Genomic DNA, 17,545 nt, shown 5'->3' with positions numbered 1-17,545 from the left:
GAGTAAAGTGCATCAAATTAACCATGCTTTGCAACAGTATTTTTACGTCACGCTAAAGAAAAACAGATAAGCGAAGCATGAGAACTTTCGTCTTAAATTAAATTATCTATATCTTTCAGAGTGATGGATTATTTAGTGCGCGGCGAACTTTTTCAGAACATTCGGAAGTGGAAGAGGCCGGGGGAAAGTTTGTTGCAAGTAAAAAAAGCCCCTACGCGACCTTATCGCTGCGTAGGAACTGTGCATTTATTAATCAAGCCTGCAGTAGAGGCTGCCCAAGGTAATGTTTTTCATCAGGGACACCGGGTAAAACGAAAAAGTATCCGCCACCAATCGGGCGTATATATTCTTCCAGCGCTTCGCCATTCAGACGCTTCTGTACCGTTATAAAGCCTTTGGCTAAATCATGCTGATAACAGACGAACAATAACCCCATATCTAACTGCCCTGCTCCGGTGATACCAGAAGAGTAGCTGTAACCTCGGCGTAGCATCAAACTGCTGTCGGTTGCAGGCGTACGTGGGTTGGCGAGGCGAATATGCGCATCGAGTGCAATCACATCACCATCGGGGTCTTTGCTGTAATCCGGCACATCGTGTTCATTTTTCATACCCAATGGCGCACCGGATAATTTCTCGCGGCCAAAAATGGTCTGCTGTTCGCCCAGCGGGGTACGGTCCCACATTTCAACATGGAAACGAATAATACGCACCGCCTGATAGCTACCACCCACCGTCCAGGCAGGCTCTTGCTGATTGGTCGTGACCCACAGCAGTTGATCCATCAGTGCATTATTGTGCGTATCTGGATTCGCGGTGCCGTCTTTGAAGCCCAAGAGGTTGATGGGCGTTTCCTGACCTTTGCTGCGTGCAGCATGGTCCGCAATAAAGCCGTCACGACGCCAGCGCACCGCCAGCAGATCTGGGGTGTACTTGATGATGTCGCGCAGTGCGTGGATCACCGTGTCCTGGGTATTGGCGCAAATCTGGATCAACAGATCGCCATGACACTGCTCGGCATCAAGCGAATCATTGGGGAAACGCGTCATGGCTTGCAACTGCGTCGGTTTGTGGGCGCTGAGACCAAAGCGCTCGTCAAACAAGGAGGTACCGACTGACAAGGTGATGGTGAGATTATCAGGTGCAATATCGGCACCGAGAATACCGGAATCCATCGGCGGCAGCTGCGGGTTAGGCACTGCTGGCGCTGACCCACCTTTGGTCAGGAAAGCAAAGCGCGCGGTAAGTAGGCGGAACAAGCGCTCTAAATCGCTTTTATCACTGGCTAAGACATCAAATGCCACCAGCATCATGGATGCCTGTTGCGGAGTGATAATGCCAGCCTGATGCGGGCCGTAGAAGGGTTGCGCTTGTTGGCGTCCATCGGGTGCAACCGTGCCGGGAGAGAAGCTGTCAGCCGCGGCTGCCGTATGGAACGGACAGCCGCCACTGAGGGCGGCAGCGCCGCCCAGCATGCCTAATCCCTGCAATAAACGACGACGCGACGGTTGCGCCGCGTCATTTTTATTACTCATGATTAGTCGAGACCTAAAGTACCGCGCAACAGGGAGAGATCTTCCGCCAGGGTGGTGATCGGCCCTTTCAGCGCATTACGGTCAGCGGTGGTTAGCTTCTCGTAAGACTCAAATCCGTCTTTGGTGCGGTATTTGCTGAGAATGCCGTCCACTTTCTTGAAGTTTGCGTCAACTTTCGCCAGCAGTTGCGGGTTAGCTTTTTGTAACTGTGGACGCAGCAGATCAACGATTTTCTGTGCGCCATCAATGTTAGCCTGGAAGTCAGACAGGTCGGTGCGGCTGTAACGATCTTCCTCACCAGAGATTTTGCTGGCCGCCACTTCTTCAATCAGACCGGCAGCGCCACCGACCACTTTGGCTGGCGGGAATGCCAGTTCGCTGATACGGGTTTGCAGATCCAACACATCCTGGTTCAGCTTAGTGGCGAACTCTTCTGCACCTTTGGTGGTTTTGTCAGCCCACAGGATTTTCTCGATACGGTGGAAACCGGTGAATTTAGGATCTTCCGCTTTCTTCTCGAAGTCGTCTTCACGGGCATCAATACTGCTGTCGAGATCGGAGAACAGTTCCGCAATCGGTTCAATACGCTCATAGTGCGCACGCGTTGGCGCATACAGCGCTTTGGCTTTCTCCAAATCGCCCGCTTTCACCGCATCGGTGAAGGCCTGCGTCCCCGCCACCAGCTCTTTGACTTCGCTCATCACGTAAGTTTTGTAGTCGGTAATCGGGCCAGCCAGTTGCATGATGTCGGTTTTGCCTTTGGCAGCGGTTTTCGACTCCCCAGAGACCACCAGTTTGCCTTTCGGGTTGGTGAGCAGACCACAGGTCATGTCATATTCGCCCGCTTCGAGGTTAGCCGTCAGTTTCTGGCTGAAGCCAGGCGCGATGTTTTCACGCTCTTCCACCACCATCACCCCTTTCAGGATTTCCCACTCCAGCGCTTTCTGGCTGTTGTTTTTGATGATGAACTGGGTTTTCCCTGCCTGCACATTCAGTGACATCGGCTCGCACTGTTTGTCGGTGACGGTAACCGTGACCTGCGGGATGGATGCAGCAGAAGCGGCGCCTGAGAGAGCCAGCATTGAAACCAACAGCGCCTTGCGGCGGAAGCGAATCGTCATAGTGATATCCCTGTTACATGGAAGAACAGGCGCGCAATCGCGCCTGATTTAATTTCAGCGTGTAGTGCGAGCGGCATTGGCCGTTGGGCGTGCCGGGAAGAAAAACAGCAACAGTGCAGGGATCAGGTAAATTAACCAGACTGCCACTTCACTGACGCTAGGCGTTTCCTGATAGCCGAGAATGCCTTCCAGCAGCGTCCCCATTACCGAATGGGTTGAGAGCGTGTTGCTGAGGTCAAAAGCCACATCCTGGAAATGGTTCCAAAGTCCGGCTTCATGGAAGGCACGAATCGCCCCCGCCGCCAGGCCAGCAGCCACGAAAAGAATGAACAGGCTGGTCCAACGGAAGAAGCTGCCCAGGTTGAGGCGAATACCGCCGTAATAGAGCAGCATGCCCAGCACAATAGCGGTGATTAGACCGAGCACCGCACCAATCGGCGGCGCATAGCCCACATCCTGGGTAAAGGCAGCGAGCAGGAAGAATACCGATTCCAGCCCTTCACGAGCCACCGCCAGAAAGACCATCAGTACCAGCGGGAAGCCACTTCCGCCCTGCTTTTGCAACGCCTGATCAACCGATCGTTCCAGTGTGGCTTTGATATTGCGCGAGACTTTGCGCATCCAGAACACCATAGATGTCAGGATCACCACCGCCACAACAGCCACAATGCCTTCGAACAGCTCCTGCTGTTTCTGCGGGAATTCACCGGTGGTTTCGTTGATGAAGATGCCAAGTGCCAGGCAGAGCGCAGCCGCAATGAAGACACCTGCCCACATAGCAGGAAACCATTGGCTGCGCTGGGTGCGTTTCAGGTAACTGGCAATCAGGCTGACGATGAGCGCTGCTTCAAGACCTTCACGCAGCATAATGAGAAACGGTACGAACATCACCAACCTCTTGATTGTTAAGGAGGGTAAACCTTAGGTAAAAATACGTAAAGTGCGAACGATATCGATTATCATTACAGGGAGGAAAAATACAAGTCACTTAATGAAATAATTTCTCATTTGCGGAGTGGGAGACAGAATTAATGTATGGCCTTTATGGGACCTTGACCCTCTTCATCGCTATACGGGGCATTGGGCAATGAATGCTAAAAACAAAAAACCCGCCATTTTACGGGCGGGTTTGCAACAAAACTGAAAAATTACTTGGTGTTGTATTCTGCTTCAGCCGCGGCGAAGCGCGCCTGAGCTTCTTCTGACGGGCCGCTGCCGATCAGGCTGAACACTACAATCGCGATGCTGGCGAAGATGAATCCAGGGATAATTTCATACAGCTCGGTGTAACCGTAGTTCTTCCACAGCAGCACGGTCAGCGCACCAATCACCATACCGGCCAGCGCGCCGTTGCGCGTCATGCGCTTCCAGCACACACCGAACAACACCACCGGACCGAAGGCGGCACCGAAGCCTGCCCATGCATAGCTCACCAGGCCCAGCACGCGGTTTTCCGGATTTGCCGCTAACGCGATAGCTATCAGCGCAATCACCAGCACCATCAAACGGCCTACCCACACCAGCTCTTTCTGGCTGGCATTTTTACGCAGGAAGCCTTTATACAGGTCTTCGGTCAGGGCACTTGAACACACCAGCAGCTGACAGCTCAGCGTGGACATCACCGCCGCCAGAATCGCGGAAAGCAGAATACCGGCAATCCATGGATTGAACAGGATGCGCGCCAGTTCAATAAACACGCGCTCGCCATTCTGGCTGACGCCCGCCGCATGTTCAGGATGATTCTGGAAGTACGCGATGCCAAAGAAGCCCACCGCCACCGCACCGGCCAGGCACAAAATCATCCATGTCATACCGATGCGACGTGCTGCACGAATTGAACGATGGGAGTCTGCAGCCATAAAGCGCGCCAGGATATGTGGCTGACCAAAGTAGCCTAAGCCCCAACCGAGCAGTGAGATCACCGCGACAAAATTCAGCCCTTTCAGCATGTCGAGGTTTTCGAGGCTTTTCGCTTCAATGACCGCCAGGGAATCATCCAGACCGCCAACTGCAATAATCACAAACACCGGCGTCAGAATCAGCGCGAAGATCATCAGGCTGGCCTGAACGGTATCTGTCCAGCTCACCGCCAGGAAACCACCCACCAGCGTGTAAAGAATGGTGGCTGCCGCGCCGGCCCACAGCGCCGTCTGGTAATCCATACCAAAGGTGCTTTCAAACAGACGTGCACCAGCAACCACGCCAGATGCGCAGTAAATGGTGAAGAAGATGAGAATCACCACTGCGGAGATAACACGCAGCAGCTTACTTTTATCCTCGAAACGGCTGGAGAAGAAATCTGGCAGGGTTAAGGCATTGTCATGATGTTCGGTTTGCACACGCAGGCGGCCCGCGACAATTTTCCAGTTCAGCCACGCTCCAATGGTGAGGCCGATGGCAATCCAACTCTCAGAGATACCGGACAGGAAAATGGCACCTGGCAAGCCCATCAGCAGCCAGCCGCTCATATCCGATGCACCTGCGGACAAGGCGGTAACAACGCTGCCTAAACTGCGACCACCCAGAATATAGTCATCAAAACTTTTGGTTGAACGGTAGGCAATGAAACCGATTAGCACCATCCCGAGGATGTAAATTACAAAGGTCACCAACATCGGTGTACTTACACTCATACTCTCTCCACTTATTATGTAATCCATTAAGAGCAATCTTTTTTCCTGGGTTATCGGAACGGGATAACTCAGGGCTTTACCGCATCCAGAGAAAGCGATTCCTCTTAAGGCGCGGTATCCTGCCGCAAAGGGGCGGCGCGCACAATGCATTTAACACAGCTGTCACACTGGTTTCACCTGACTTCGATTTTTAAATGCCAATAGGTTGCACTCACTCACACTTTTAGTTGCACCCAAATCCATTTAAAACGTCGATGGTTAAGGTAGGTTGCAACCCTGGCGAGATTCTTGCAGCAAGTTTCATGCCGATTCATTCGGTTTTAACAACTCAGACAGTGAAAAACATGCAACTCAGGTCACATTTAACAAGGTTGCACAAAGTTGCAACTTAAGTGATAGTGCTGCCACGCTGGATTTGACGACATCATTAAAAGACGAGGAATTCATGGGAACCACTACCATGGGGGTGAAGCTGGATGAAGCCACCCGCGATCGCATTAAGTTGGCTGCAAACAAAATTGACCGCACACCACACTGGCTGATCAAGCAGGCGATTTTTAACTACCTCACGCAGTTAGAAGCGGGTGAATCCTTGCCTGAAATTCCCTTGCAACTGGCGGATGCCGCCAGCGAAGAAGGCACGCCAGACGAGGCTCTGCAACCTTTCCTCGACTTTGCGGAACACATTCTGCCGCAGTCGGTGACACGTTCTGCCATCACCGCGGCATGGCGTCGTCCTGAGACGGACGCGGTGCCGATGTTGCTGGAGCAGGCGCGTCTCCCTGCCCCACTGGCAGAAAAAACCCATCAACTCGCCTACAGTCTGGCGGAGAAATTGCGGCACCAAAAAGGTGCAACCGGACGCGCTGGCATGGTGCAAAGCCTGTTGCAGGAGTTCTCCCTCTCCTCACAGGAAGGCGTGGCATTGATGTGTCTGGCAGAAGCGCTGCTGCGTATTCCCGATAAGCCAACCCGAGATGCGCTGATCCGCGATAAAATCAGCAACGGCAACTGGCAATCACATCTGGGGCGCAGCCCGTCAATGTTTGTCAACGCGGCAACCTGGGGTCTGCTGTTTACCGGCCGTCTGGTTTCTACCCACAACGAAGCCAACCTGTCACGTTCACTGAACCGCATTATTGGTAAGAGCGGTGAGCCGCTGATCCGAAAAGGTGTGGATATGGCGATGCGCCTGATGGGCGAACAGTTTGTGACTGGTGAAACCATCGCTGAAGCGCTGGCCAACGCGCGCAAACTGGAAGAGAAAGGTTTCCGCTACTCTTACGACATGCTGGGTGAAGCCGCACTCACCGCCAGCGATGCCAAAGCTTACCTGGTCTCTTATCAGCAGGCGATTCACGCTATTGGTAAAGCCTCTAACGGCCGTGGCATTTATGAAGGCCCAGGCATTTCGATTAAGCTCTCCGCACTGCATCCGCGCTATAGCCGCGCGCAATATGAGCGCGTGATGGATGAGCTGTATCCGATCCTCAAATCACTGACCTTGCTGGCGCGCTCTTATGACATCGGCATCAATATTGATGCGGAAGAAGCGGATCGTCTGGAGCTGTCGCTCGATCTGCTGGAGAAGCTGTGCTTCGAGCCGGAGCTGGATGGCTGGAACGGTATCGGCTTTGTCATTCAGGCCTACCAGAAGCGCTGCCCGTTTGTTATTGATTCACTGATCGATCTGGCTCAGCGCAGCCGTCGTCGTCTGATGATCCGTCTGGTGAAAGGCGCGTATTGGGACAGTGAGATCAAACGCGCGCAGATCGATGGTCTGGAAGGCTATCCGGTTTACACGCGCAAGGTGTACACCGATATCTCCTATCTGGCATGCGCCCGCAAACTACTGGCGGTGCCGAACTTAATCTATCCGCAGTTTGCTACCCACAACGCCCATACGCTGGCGGCGATCTATCAGCTGGCAGGCAACAACTATTATCCTGGTCAGTATGAGTTCCAGTGCCTGCACGGCATGGGCGAACCGCTGTATGAGCAGGTGGTGGGCAAAGTGGCCGACGGCAAGCTCAACCGCCCTTGCCGTATTTATGCACCGGTCGGCACGCATGAAACCCTGCTCGCTTATCTGGTGCGTCGTTTGCTGGAGAATGGGGCCAATACCTCCTTCGTTAACCGTATCGCCGATAACAGCTTACCGCTGGACGAACTGGTGGCCGATCCGGTGACCGCCGTAGAAAAAATGGGCGTCAGCGAAGGTGCCGTTGGTTTACCGCATCCAAAAATACCGTTGCCGCGCGATCTCTACGGTGAGAATCGTGCTAACTCGGCGGGCCTCGACATGGCCAACGAACATCGTCTGGCATCGCTTTCCAGCGCCTTGCTGAACAGCGCCAGCCAGCCGTGGATCGCACAACCTTTGGTTGAGGCTGACCTCGGTGAAGGCATTAGCCGCCCGGTGCTCAACCCGTCAGCCCCTGGCGATGTGGTGGGCAGCGTACGTGACGCCACCGAAGCAGAAGTGTCAGAAGCGCTGGATGCGGCAGTCAATGCCGGTCCGATCTGGTTTGCTACTCCACCGCAAGAGCGTGCTGCCATCCTGGAACGTGCAGCGCAAGCAATGGAAGGCCAGTTGCAGCAGTTGATTGGTTTGCTGGTGCGTGAAGCGGGTAAAACCTATAACAATGCGATTGCCGAAGTGCGTGAGGCGGTGGATTTCCTCTATTACTACGCGGGTATGGTGCGTGACGATTTTGATAATGAAACCCATCGTCCGTTGGGACCGGTAGTGTGCATCAGCCCATGGAACTTCCCACTGGCGATCTTCACCGGTCAAATTGCTGCCGCGCTGGCAGCGGGTAATAGCGTGCTGGCGAAACCCGCCGAGCAAACGCCGCTCATTGCTGCGCAGGCGGTGCAGATTATGCTGGATGCCGGTGTCCCGGCGGGCGTGCTGCAACTGTTGCCAGGCCAGGGCGAGACCGTTGGCGCACAGCTGACTGGCGATGAACGTGTCCGTGGTGTGATGTTCACCGGTTCTACCGCTGTCGCTACTCTGCTACAACGCAACCTCGCCGGTCGTCTCGATCCACAAGGTCGCCCTACTCCGCTGATCGCCGAGACCGGTGGCATGAACGCGATGATCGTCGATTCATCTGCGCTAACAGAACAGGTGGTGGTGGATATCGTTGCCTCAGCGTTTGACAGTGCCGGTCAGCGCTGCTCGGCACTGCGCCTGCTATGCGTGCAGGATGATGTCGCAGAACACACCCTGAAAATGCTGCGCGGTGCGATGGCCGAGTGCCGCATGGGTAACCCGGAACGCCTCTCAACCGATATCGGTCCGGTGATTGATGCCGAAGCCAAAGGCAATATTGAGCGTCACATCCTGGCGATGCGTAACAAAGGCTTCACGGTGTATCAGGCAGCGCAGGAGAATCCGCAAGACAGCAAAGAGTGGAACAGCGGCACCTTTATCAAGCCAACGCTGATTGAGCTGGATCAGGTGAGCGATCTGGATAAAGAAGTCTTCGGTCCGGTGCTGCACGTGGTGCGTTTTGCGCGTAACAACCTACCGCAGCTTATCGATCAGATTAACGCGTCCGGTTACGGCCTGACGCTGGGCGTGCATACGCGCATCGATGAAACCATCGCGCAGGTCACCGCCGGTGCCAAGGTCGGTAACCTGTACGTCAACCGCAACATGGTCGGTGCGGTGGTAGGTGTGCAGCCGTTCGGCGGTGAAGGCTTATCAGGTACCGGTCCGAAAGCCGGTGGTCCACTCTATCTCTATCGCTTACTGGCGAACCGTCCAGACAGTGCACTGCTGAAAACCTTTAACCGTCAGGATGCGGAGCGTCCAGCAGACAGCAGCGTACGTGCTGAATTGATGAGTGCGCACCAGGCATTGTTGGCATGGGCGCAAGATAAGCCAGAACTGCTGGCACTGTGTCAGCGTTATGACGAACTGGCGCAGGCCGGTACCGTGCGCGTGTTACCAGGCCCAACGGGTGAACGCAATACCTTCACCCTGTTGCCGCGTGAGCATGTGCTGTGCCTGTCGGACAACGAGCAGGACGCACTGACGCAGTTGGCGGCAGTGACCAGCGTAGGCAGTAAGGCGCTGTGGCAGGACGATGAGTTGCATCGTGCGTTGCGGGCAAAACTCCCCGCAGCGGTACAGGCACACGTGGTGCTAGTGAAAGAGGCATTAGCGGCTGAGTTTGATGCAGTGATCTATCACGGCGATGCCGATCAGCTGCGTCATCTGTGCGAACAGGTGGCGGCGCGTGACGGTGCGATTGTGTCAGTGCAAGGCTTTGCGCGCGGTGAAACCAATCTGCTGCTGGAGCGTCTGTTGATTGAGCGTTCATTGAGCGTGAACACTGCAGCGGCGGGCGGGAATGCGAGTTTGATGACCATCGGTTGATAGCATCATCCACGAAAAATGATCAGGTGCGAATAAATGCGCACCTGACATGTAAGGTCGCCATTGATGGCGACCTTTTTTTAATTACGCCGCAGTCTTACCTCGCTTCATCCCAATCAGAGTCGGGAACACAAACAGCGACTGCCCCAACCCACGGTTAGTGAGGGACCACACCGCCACGGAACACAGCGAGCAAATTCCCACTATCGCTATCGGATAGAAACACGCCCACAGCACCGAGAACCACGCATAATCAAACAAGTGATGGCGTTGAGCGAACAAGATCGCTGACATGCCAAAGTACTCAATGAAAATACGATGGATAACGTATATCTGTAAGGTGTTACGCCCAATCCAGTTGAAGTAGGTCATTTTGAAGTGCGCATTGAGCCAGCGGCAGGCCGCCACGCTCGCCAACACTGCGATGACACACAGGAATAAGCTCTTATCCAGACCAAAGATGATGTGAATCCCCGAGACCGCCGCCAGCAAAGCCCATGGCACAATGTTCTCACGACGCCATTCACTCATCCGCAGCATCAGTGGGCTCCAGAACGCCCCCAGTAAGAAGAACAGGAAGTACTGAGCCACACTCTGTGGTCCCCAGTACGGAATGATCTTCTCCACCGCCAGATAGTTGAACACCACCGCCACCACCAGCAAGGCCACTTTCTGTTTGTGACATATCTTCGCGCACAAGAAGTACAGCGCTAGCCCATACAGATACCATGAGGTACTCATTGCCATAAACGTCAGCTTGAGGAACTCAAACAGTGAACCCGCGTAGGCCGCATTAAGGTTATGCGAGATACGTTGCCCGGTGATTTCCGTGGAGATGCCCACGATAGACCACCATTGAATAAAGCCCCACAAAATGTACAGATAGAACAGATTGGTAATACGACTGGTAAACACCTGCTTCCACGGGCGATTAAGAATCCCGTTGGTTGCCAACAGGCCAGAAACAAAGAAGAAGGCTGGCATACGCAGTGGAGATAAAACGGTATTAAACTGCACCCATATTTCTGCCGGGATCCAACCGGCCGTCAAATATTTCACCGTTCCTTCAAATCCGGGTAATACGGTGTGATACAACACCACCAGCAATATGCAGGCCCCCTTGAGGGTATTGACCCATGCAATATCTTCTTTCCTGGCGTTATTCATATGATTAACTCCCGCTGCTGTGTAGGTCTTTAAGGAGAAGTATGAGGAAATAAGCAATGAAGCATTTCTGGTTATTCAACAATTATTAAACAAGCATGACGGAGATGACTCTAGCGAAAGTCCTAAAAGTTTTTTTGTGGCCCTGATATAACAATACTTTACAGTTCCAAACATTAATCAAATGTTTAGCAGGCTAAGAATATTTGCCTTAAATTGAGTCGTTAAGCGTGACGAAAGCAGGAATGTATAGAGTGAAATCACTGCAGGAATTTAAGAACAATCCATTACTTCGACATCCAAATAATAATCAAATTATTTTCAGATAATTATTAAATGTGCCAAATGGATAAGCAGAGATATTCATGATGTGCTAAGAGGATATTCATATTCAGCGGAAATAGTTTAATTTCACTGATTTAATACGGGGGAGAATATTAATATAAGGTATGTCGGGCGGAACAAAGTGCGCATGAATGCGCACCCTACGTAAACTATGCACGATACTTGTAGGGTCGCCATTTATGGCGACCGAAAACCAACATTACCCCAGATACGCCCGCATGCGCCCTATGGCAACGGCGCAGACTTCGGCTCCAGTGTCGGTTTACGCAGCAAGCGCGGATACAAGAACAACATGCGTCCCGGCCCACGATTCAGCACGGACCACACCAACAACGAAACCGCCACACAGACAGCAACGCCCGTCACCGGCATCAGTATCGCCCACGCCCAGCTGAACACCGCATTGCCAAACCAGCCGTAGTGCAGTGCCAGCGCAATCGCGCTCAAACCCAGTAATTCGATAAAGATACGATGCAGCACATAAATCTGCAGGGTGTTGCGGCCAATCCAGTTCAGCCACGCCATATTCAGGCGCTCATTAAGGAAGCGACATACCACAATGCCAAACACGATAGTCAACAAACTGTAGAAGGGATTTTTATAGATGCCGCCCACATGGTGCGCGACGCCAATCAGCGCGATAGCCGCCAACAGCAGCCAGTGCTGGCGCTTGAGCTGACTGATCTCAATCAGCGACTGGCTAAAGAACACGCCAAGCAGGAAGTAGAGATAGTTTTGCGCCACGCTGGTTGGCCCCCAACCGGGGATCAGGCTGAACTGCGCCGCGTAATTGGCCAAAATCGCCAACAACACCAGCGCGATTTTCTGGCGATGGAACAACTTAGTGAACAGGAAGAACCCGGCCAGCGCATAGAGATACCACAGGCTGGTCATGGCGGTGAACAGCAGCTTGATGAACTCAAACGGCGTATCGGCATAGGCAGCATTCTTCGCACTGGAGAGCTTTTCCCCAAGGTGAGTGGAAATGTAATGAATACTGACCCACTGAATCGCTCCCCACAGTAAATAGAGATAGACGATGTTACTGAACTTCTTGGTAAACACCTCTTTCCAGCTCTTCTTAATAATCGAACTCGCTGCCAGCAGTCCGGACACAAAGAAAAACGCGGGCATACGTAGCGGCGAGAGGTAAGTGTTAAAGGTCACCCACCAGTGCGCGGGCACCACACCGGCGGTGAGATGATGTATCGAAGGAGCGAAGGTGGTGATGATCGAGTGGTGCAACACCACCAGCAAGATACAGGCACCTTTTAGCGTGTTGATCCAGAGGACCTCGTTTCTGGCATTACTCATTGTTTTATCCTGATTGCGCCATGAATTTGTAAAGAATTATTTATATTTACAAAGTTGTCTCAATCGGGCGGCTCTTAAAATTCCTTTAGCCTGTTGCTACAGAAATTTTAGTCATGATAAAACACCTAAATTCAGTGGGTTATTTAATCGAAGCGTAAATATTTTCAGAAGAAACTGAGAGCGGTTAATGACATAACGCAGAAAGGAAGCGCCATCCGATCCAGACGGCGCTTGAGACTATTGGTTAAGAAACTTGTCGAGAAATTGCCGGGTGCGTGCCTGCTGCGGGTTGCTAAACAGTTCTTTTGCTGGCCCCTGTTCGACAATGCGTCCCTGATCCATAAAGATGGCGCGGTCAGCGACATCGCGCGCAAAGCTCATCTCATGCGTCACGATTACCATGGTGCGCTTCTCCTCTGCCAGCGCGCGGATGGTATTGAGCACCTCCCCCACCAGCTCCGGGTCCAGTGCCGACGTCGGTTCATCAAACAGAATCACCTGTGGACGCATCGCCAGCGCACGCGCAATCGCCACACGCTGTTGCTGTCCACCGGAAAGACGGCGTGGGAAACTCTGTTCCTTACCGTGCAACCCGACTTTCTCCAGCAAGCTACGTGCGCGAGAGATCGCTTCCGCTTTCGGCTCACCTTTGACGATCACCGGACCTTCAATAATGTTCTCCAGCACCGAACGATGCGGGAACAAATTGAAGTTCTGAAACACGAATCCCACCTGCTGACGCAAGCGGCGCACCTGCTCTTTTTGCTTGTTGAGCCCGAGGCTGGCATCAATGGTGATATCGCCGACCGTGACACGACCACTTTCGGGCACTTCCAGCAGATTGATACTGCGCAGCAAGGTGGTTTTACCCGATCCACTCGGACCAATGATCGCCACCACCTCACCTGGAGCCACATCAAGATCGATGCCGTGCAGCACGGTCTGGCCGTGGAACTGCTTCACTAGCTGGCGTACTTCAATTGCACTCATTTCGCCTCCCGATCCTGTCGATTCACATGCGCTTCCAGACGGTTTTGCAGCGCCGACAGCACGGTCGCCATCACCCAGTAGATCAGTGAAGCGGCCAGATACATGGTGAACACTTCCAGTGTACGTGAGGTGATCAGCTGCGCCTGACGGAACAGCTCTGGCACCTGAATGGTGGCCGCCAGTGAGGTGTCTTTCACCAGACTAATAAAGCTGTTGCCGAGTGGCGGTAACGCAGTGCGTGCCGCTTGTGGCAGGATCACGCGGCGCAAGGTTTGCCACGGCGTCATGCCGATACTGGCTGCGGCTTCCCACTGCCCGCGCTCAATGGCAGCAATCGCGCCACGCAATGATTCTGAGGCGTAGGCTGCGGTGTTAAGCGACAGGCCGATCATCGCTGACGGAATCGGATCCAGCTCGATACCAAACTGTGGCAGACCGTAATAGATCATAAACAGCTGGGCGATGAGAGGGGTGCCACGGAAAATCGACACGTAAATACGCGCCAGCCAGTTTATCGGCCAGAAGTGTGACAAACGCATCAGTGCCAGCACGAAGCCGAGTACCAGGCCAAAGAACATCCCGCCGATACTCAGCTGCAGTGTGAACAGCGCGCCCTTGAGTAAAAATGGTGCTGAATCCAGCACCAGTTGTAGGCTTTCCTGCATTATTTAGTGACGTCCGCGCCGAACCATTTCTCAGAGAGTTTGCTCAGCGAGCCATCTTTCTGCATGTCGGCAATGGCTCCATCAATGGCTTTCAGCAAGTCATCATTGCCTTTACGCAGCGCAACGCCCGATTCCAGACGAGAGAACGCCGGGCCCGCGACCGCCATGGTGTCGCCCGTTTTCTTCACCAGATCCAGCGCCGCTAAGCGGTCAACCAGGATGGCATCAACACGGCCAGAACGCAGATCCTGATATTTGGTTGGGTCATCATCATAGGTACGGATGTCCACACCTTTGACGTTATCGCGCAGCCACTGTTCGTAGTTAGAGCCCAGGCCGACACCGACTTTCTTGCCGGACAGGTCTTCCGGCTTGGTGATGCTGCCGGCGTTTTTCTTCATGGTCAGCGCCTGCACGCCAGAGATGGTGTACGGGGTAGAGAAGTCATACTTCTTCTTACGCTCAGGAGAAATCGTCACCTGGTTGATCACCACGTCGATGCGTTTTGAGTCCAGCGCGGCCAGCATGCCATCCCATTTGGTCGGCTTAAGGTCGGCTTTCACGCCAAGATGCTGGGCCAGCTCTTGAGCGAACTCCACTTCAAAACCGGTCAGTTTGCCGTTTTCATCCTGGAAGCTGAACGGTGGATAGGTCCCTTCCAGACCCACGCGCAGCTCGCCTTTACTTTTCACCTGCGCCAGCAGATCTTCCGCTGCGAAGGATTTGCTATTCACGCCCGCGACCAGCGCGACCGCCATCATGCCCATCACCAGTTGGCGACGAATTGGAGAGAAAGTCATGTTGACCCCATTTTTTGTGATGTGTTGTTGTGTATCTCTTGGTGCGCATCAATGCTCCCCTACGAAAATAATATTGCCTCCTCGTAGGGTTGCCATTTATGGCGACCGTTTATGTAATAACCGCCGGATTATAAACTTTTTTTTGCTGCTGTCTCAGACCGAAGGATGATAAGCAAATAACGCAGGCGATCCACCGGTATGCACAAATAACAGTGGCCCTTCCCGACGGAAGCGGTTCTGCGCAATACCATCGATCAAGCCCGCCATCGCTTTGCCGGTATAGACCGGATCCAGCATGATGCCCTCCAGACGCGCCAGCAGCTTCACCGCTTCCATACCCTCTTCGTTCGGTTCACCGTAACGCGGGGCAAAATAGTCATCCCATAGGGTGATCGGCGCGTGCACCTGCACTTCAAGCTGCTCTGCCAGTGCCGTGCGAATACGTTCTACTACCGGCAGTTGTGCTTCAACTTTGCGTGAAACAGTCACACCCACTAATTCGGTTTCTGGCAACAGATGCTCAAGGCCCACCGCCAGACCGGCGTGCGTGCCTGCACTCCCGGACGCAACGACGACGGCGGCAAAATCCACCACGCCTTCACTTTGATGGGCGATCTCTTGGGCGCACTCTACATAACCTAGCGCACCCAAGGCATTTGAGCCGCCAACGGGTACCACATACGGACGGAAGCCCTGCGCTTCCAGACGATCGGCTTGTTCAGCGAGTTGTTCAGTGGGATTGTACAGCGACTCCACCATCACCACCTCGACGTCCATCAGGTCGAGCAGCAGGCGGTTGCCATTAGAAAGGTAGTTTTCGCTGGTCGTGCCAATAGGATTTTCCAGCAGTGCGACACACTTTAAGCCGAGACGAGCGGCCACCGCTGCGGTCTGTCGCACATGGTTGGATTGAATCGCACCTGCGGTCAGCAACACGTCGGCCCCTTCACGCAACGCATCGGCAGCGAGGAATTCGAGCTTACGCAGTTTGTTGCCACCCAAAGCTACCGGCGTGAAATCATCACGCTTGATAAAGATATCGCGACCGAGGTAGTCAGAAAGCCGTGGCAAATGCTCAAGCGGCGTAGGCGCACCGAGTAATTCAAGACGAGGGAACTGGTGCAACAGGTGTAAGGACAATGCAGCCTCCATTCGGGCAATGTGCAATTATCCCTATAGTGTTGCAGAAGATGAGAAAAGTCGCACCCGGAAATCTGCGAGCGCGGCCCTTGTTGCCGCTATGCTCAGCAACAACAAGGGCAGGATCACAATCAGCCCTGCTGCCAGCCTAAAAACTGGTCATATTTGCGCAGCGCGATGCGGTAGTTATTGTTACCGGCATCAGGTAAGTCGTTTTCCAGACACTCATGCCAGCTGATGCCCCGTAATCTGTCGGCCGGGAAATTTTTCGCTTTCAGCATGTCATCAAGACGACGCAGGCGTACTACATACTCACGTATGGTGCTGTGACTCATTTCGGTCTGTTCAAACAGGTATTGCTTGAACGCCATAATGTCGAAGTAATTCGGATGGGTATTACAAAAAATATCGCTGCAAAAACGACACAACGCGGTTAATTCCGGCTGGAGTTTCATCCACACCTGATCGTCAATCATCTGGTCCATGCGTGCGATGGCCTCTTTATTGATGATCTGGCCGCGGAATACTAACGCCATGCGGTCTAAAACCTTGCCACAATGTGAACAATTGCTTTGGCTGTGTTTGTAGTCTTTAAGATAACGACTTAAAGGTCTGGCTTTGGCTTTGGCTCCCATTGCTGAGTCCCCGGTATTTTTATTTTTGATCCCAGGAACTGAGTCTGTCAGCGCGCCCCCGCTAATCGGGCACGCAGGCGTTTGATCGCCTGACTGTGCAGCTGGCTGACGCGGGATTCCCCGACTTCCAGCACTGCGCCAATCTCTTTCAGGTTCAGTTCTTCCTGGTAGTACAGTGTGAGCACTAATTTTTCACGCTCGGGCAACGCCTCGATCGCTTCAATTACGCGGTCACGCAAGTTTCCTTCCATTAACTGATGAAGCGGGTTGGCTTCTTCATGCCCTTCCGTCACCAGCTCCGCACTGTCACCGTGTTCTTCCCGATACTCGTCGTAGGAGAAGAGTTGGCTGTTGTTGGTATCGAGCAAGATCTGCCGATACTCCTCCAGCGAAACATTCAACTGTTCAGCCACTTCCTGCTCAGTAGCCGAGCGCCCCAACGCTTGTTCTACTTGATGCATAGCACCAGCCACTTCGCGCGCATTACGACGTACGCTACGAGGTGCCCAGTCGCGGCTGCGCAGTTCATCCAGCATTGCGCCCCGGATACGCTGCACGGCATAGGTGGTAAAGGCGGTGCCTTGTAGCGCGTCGTAGCGCTCCACGGCATTCAATAAACCAATGCCACCAGCCTGCAGCAGATCGTCAAGCTCAACGCTGGCTGGCAGACGTACCTGCAAGCGCAACGCTTCATATCGCACCAGAGGAACGTAGCGCTGCCAGAGCGAATGTTTATCCATCACGCCTTCGGGCGTATAGAGATCGTTCACGATGACTACCCTGCGTTAATAAAGTTATCGGCATGATTATCCAA

General features: G+C 53.4%; 13 protein-coding genes. 1 reads left to right on the top strand and 12 read right to left on the bottom strand.

The window, feature by feature from the left end:
• Positions 1-253 precede the first annotated feature (253 nt).
• The 4 genes from efeB to putP all read right to left on the bottom strand — a co-directional run bounded on the left by efeB (position 254) and on the right by putP (position 5,288).
• On the bottom strand, positions 254-1,534 hold the full coding sequence (efeB, locus tag LK04_RS07115; RefSeq protein WP_039331811.1) for an iron uptake transporter deferrochelatase/peroxidase subunit: 1,281 nt from the start codon (positions 1,532-1,534) through the stop codon (positions 254-256).
• Positions 1,535-1,536: 2 nt separating this feature from the next.
• Positions 1,537-2,655, bottom strand: coding sequence for an iron uptake system protein EfeO (gene efeO / locus LK04_RS07110; protein WP_039331809.1), 1,119 nt, complete (start codon positions 2,653-2,655; stop codon positions 1,537-1,539).
• A gap of 54 nt (positions 2,656-2,709) precedes the next feature.
• Entirely contained in the window at positions 2,710-3,543 is an 834-nt protein-coding gene (efeU, locus tag LK04_RS07105) for an iron uptake transporter permease EfeU (RefSeq protein WP_039331807.1), read from the bottom strand.
• 260 nt (positions 3,544-3,803) lie between these two features.
• Positions 3,804-5,288: a sodium/proline symporter PutP gene (gene putP / locus LK04_RS07100; RefSeq protein WP_039331804.1), complete on the bottom strand. Its 1,485-nt coding sequence runs from the start codon at positions 5,286-5,288 to the stop codon at positions 3,804-3,806.
• Between the two features lie 445 nt (positions 5,289-5,733).
• Here putP and putA point away from each other — a divergent pair, with 445 nt between their 5' ends.
• Positions 5,734-9,678, top strand: coding sequence for a trifunctional transcriptional regulator/proline dehydrogenase/L-glutamate gamma-semialdehyde dehydrogenase (putA, locus tag LK04_RS07095; protein WP_039331801.1), 3,945 nt, complete (start codon positions 5,734-5,736; stop codon positions 9,676-9,678).
• An 84-nt stretch (positions 9,679-9,762) separates the two neighbouring features.
• Here putA and LK04_RS07090 read toward each other — a convergent pair whose 3' ends face one another.
• The 8 genes from LK04_RS07090 to LK04_RS07055 form a co-directional block, all read right to left on the bottom strand.
• On the bottom strand, positions 9,763-10,845 hold the full coding sequence (locus tag LK04_RS07090) for an acyltransferase family protein (protein WP_039331800.1): 1,083 nt from the start codon (positions 10,843-10,845) through the stop codon (positions 9,763-9,765).
• Between the two features lie 567 nt (positions 10,846-11,412).
• The gene (locus LK04_RS07085) at positions 11,413-12,501 is read right to left on the bottom strand and encodes an acyltransferase family protein (RefSeq protein WP_039331798.1); all 1,089 of its coding nucleotides are present in this window, start codon (positions 12,499-12,501) and stop codon (positions 11,413-11,415) included.
• A 237-nt stretch (positions 12,502-12,738) separates the two neighbouring features.
• The gene (gene tcyN / locus LK04_RS07080) at positions 12,739-13,491 is read right to left on the bottom strand and encodes an L-cystine ABC transporter ATP-binding protein TcyN (RefSeq protein ID WP_039331796.1); all 753 of its coding nucleotides are present in this window, start codon (positions 13,489-13,491) and stop codon (positions 12,739-12,741) included.
• On the bottom strand, positions 13,488-14,156 hold the full coding sequence (gene tcyL / locus LK04_RS07075; protein WP_034824349.1) for a cystine ABC transporter permease: 669 nt from the start codon (positions 14,154-14,156) through the stop codon (positions 13,488-13,490). Before tcyL ends, tcyN begins: the two co-directional genes overlap by 4 nt.
• Positions 14,156-14,956 carry a cystine ABC transporter substrate-binding protein gene (gene tcyJ, locus LK04_RS07070; protein WP_039331794.1) on the bottom strand — a complete coding sequence of 267 codons (801 nt, stop codon included), beginning with the start codon at positions 14,954-14,956 and terminating at the stop codon, positions 14,156-14,158. The genes tcyL and tcyJ overlap by 1 nt, the downstream gene beginning before the upstream one ends.
• A gap of 153 nt (positions 14,957-15,109) precedes the next feature.
• Positions 15,110-16,096 carry a D-cysteine desulfhydrase gene (locus tag LK04_RS07065; protein ID WP_039331792.1) on the bottom strand — a complete coding sequence of 329 codons (987 nt, stop codon included), beginning with the start codon at positions 16,094-16,096 and terminating at the stop codon, positions 15,110-15,112.
• 131 nt (positions 16,097-16,227) lie between these two features.
• Positions 16,228-16,731 carry a flagella biosynthesis regulatory protein FliZ gene (fliZ, locus tag LK04_RS07060; protein WP_039331790.1) on the bottom strand — a complete coding sequence of 168 codons (504 nt, stop codon included), beginning with the start codon at positions 16,729-16,731 and terminating at the stop codon, positions 16,228-16,230.
• 47 nt (positions 16,732-16,778) lie between these two features.
• Positions 16,779-17,501 carry an RNA polymerase sigma factor FliA gene (locus LK04_RS07055; RefSeq protein ID WP_039331787.1) on the bottom strand — a complete coding sequence of 241 codons (723 nt, stop codon included), beginning with the start codon at positions 17,499-17,501 and terminating at the stop codon, positions 16,779-16,781.
• Between the last annotated feature and the right edge of the window lie 44 nt (positions 17,502-17,545).

Source organism: Pantoea vagans, from assembly GCF_001506165.1.
Taxonomy (GTDB): Bacteria; Pseudomonadota; Gammaproteobacteria; order Enterobacterales; family Enterobacteriaceae; genus Pantoea; species Pantoea vagans_C.
The sequence above is the reverse complement of the archived record's forward strand: the minus strand, read 5'-3'. Positions and strand labels throughout refer to the sequence as shown.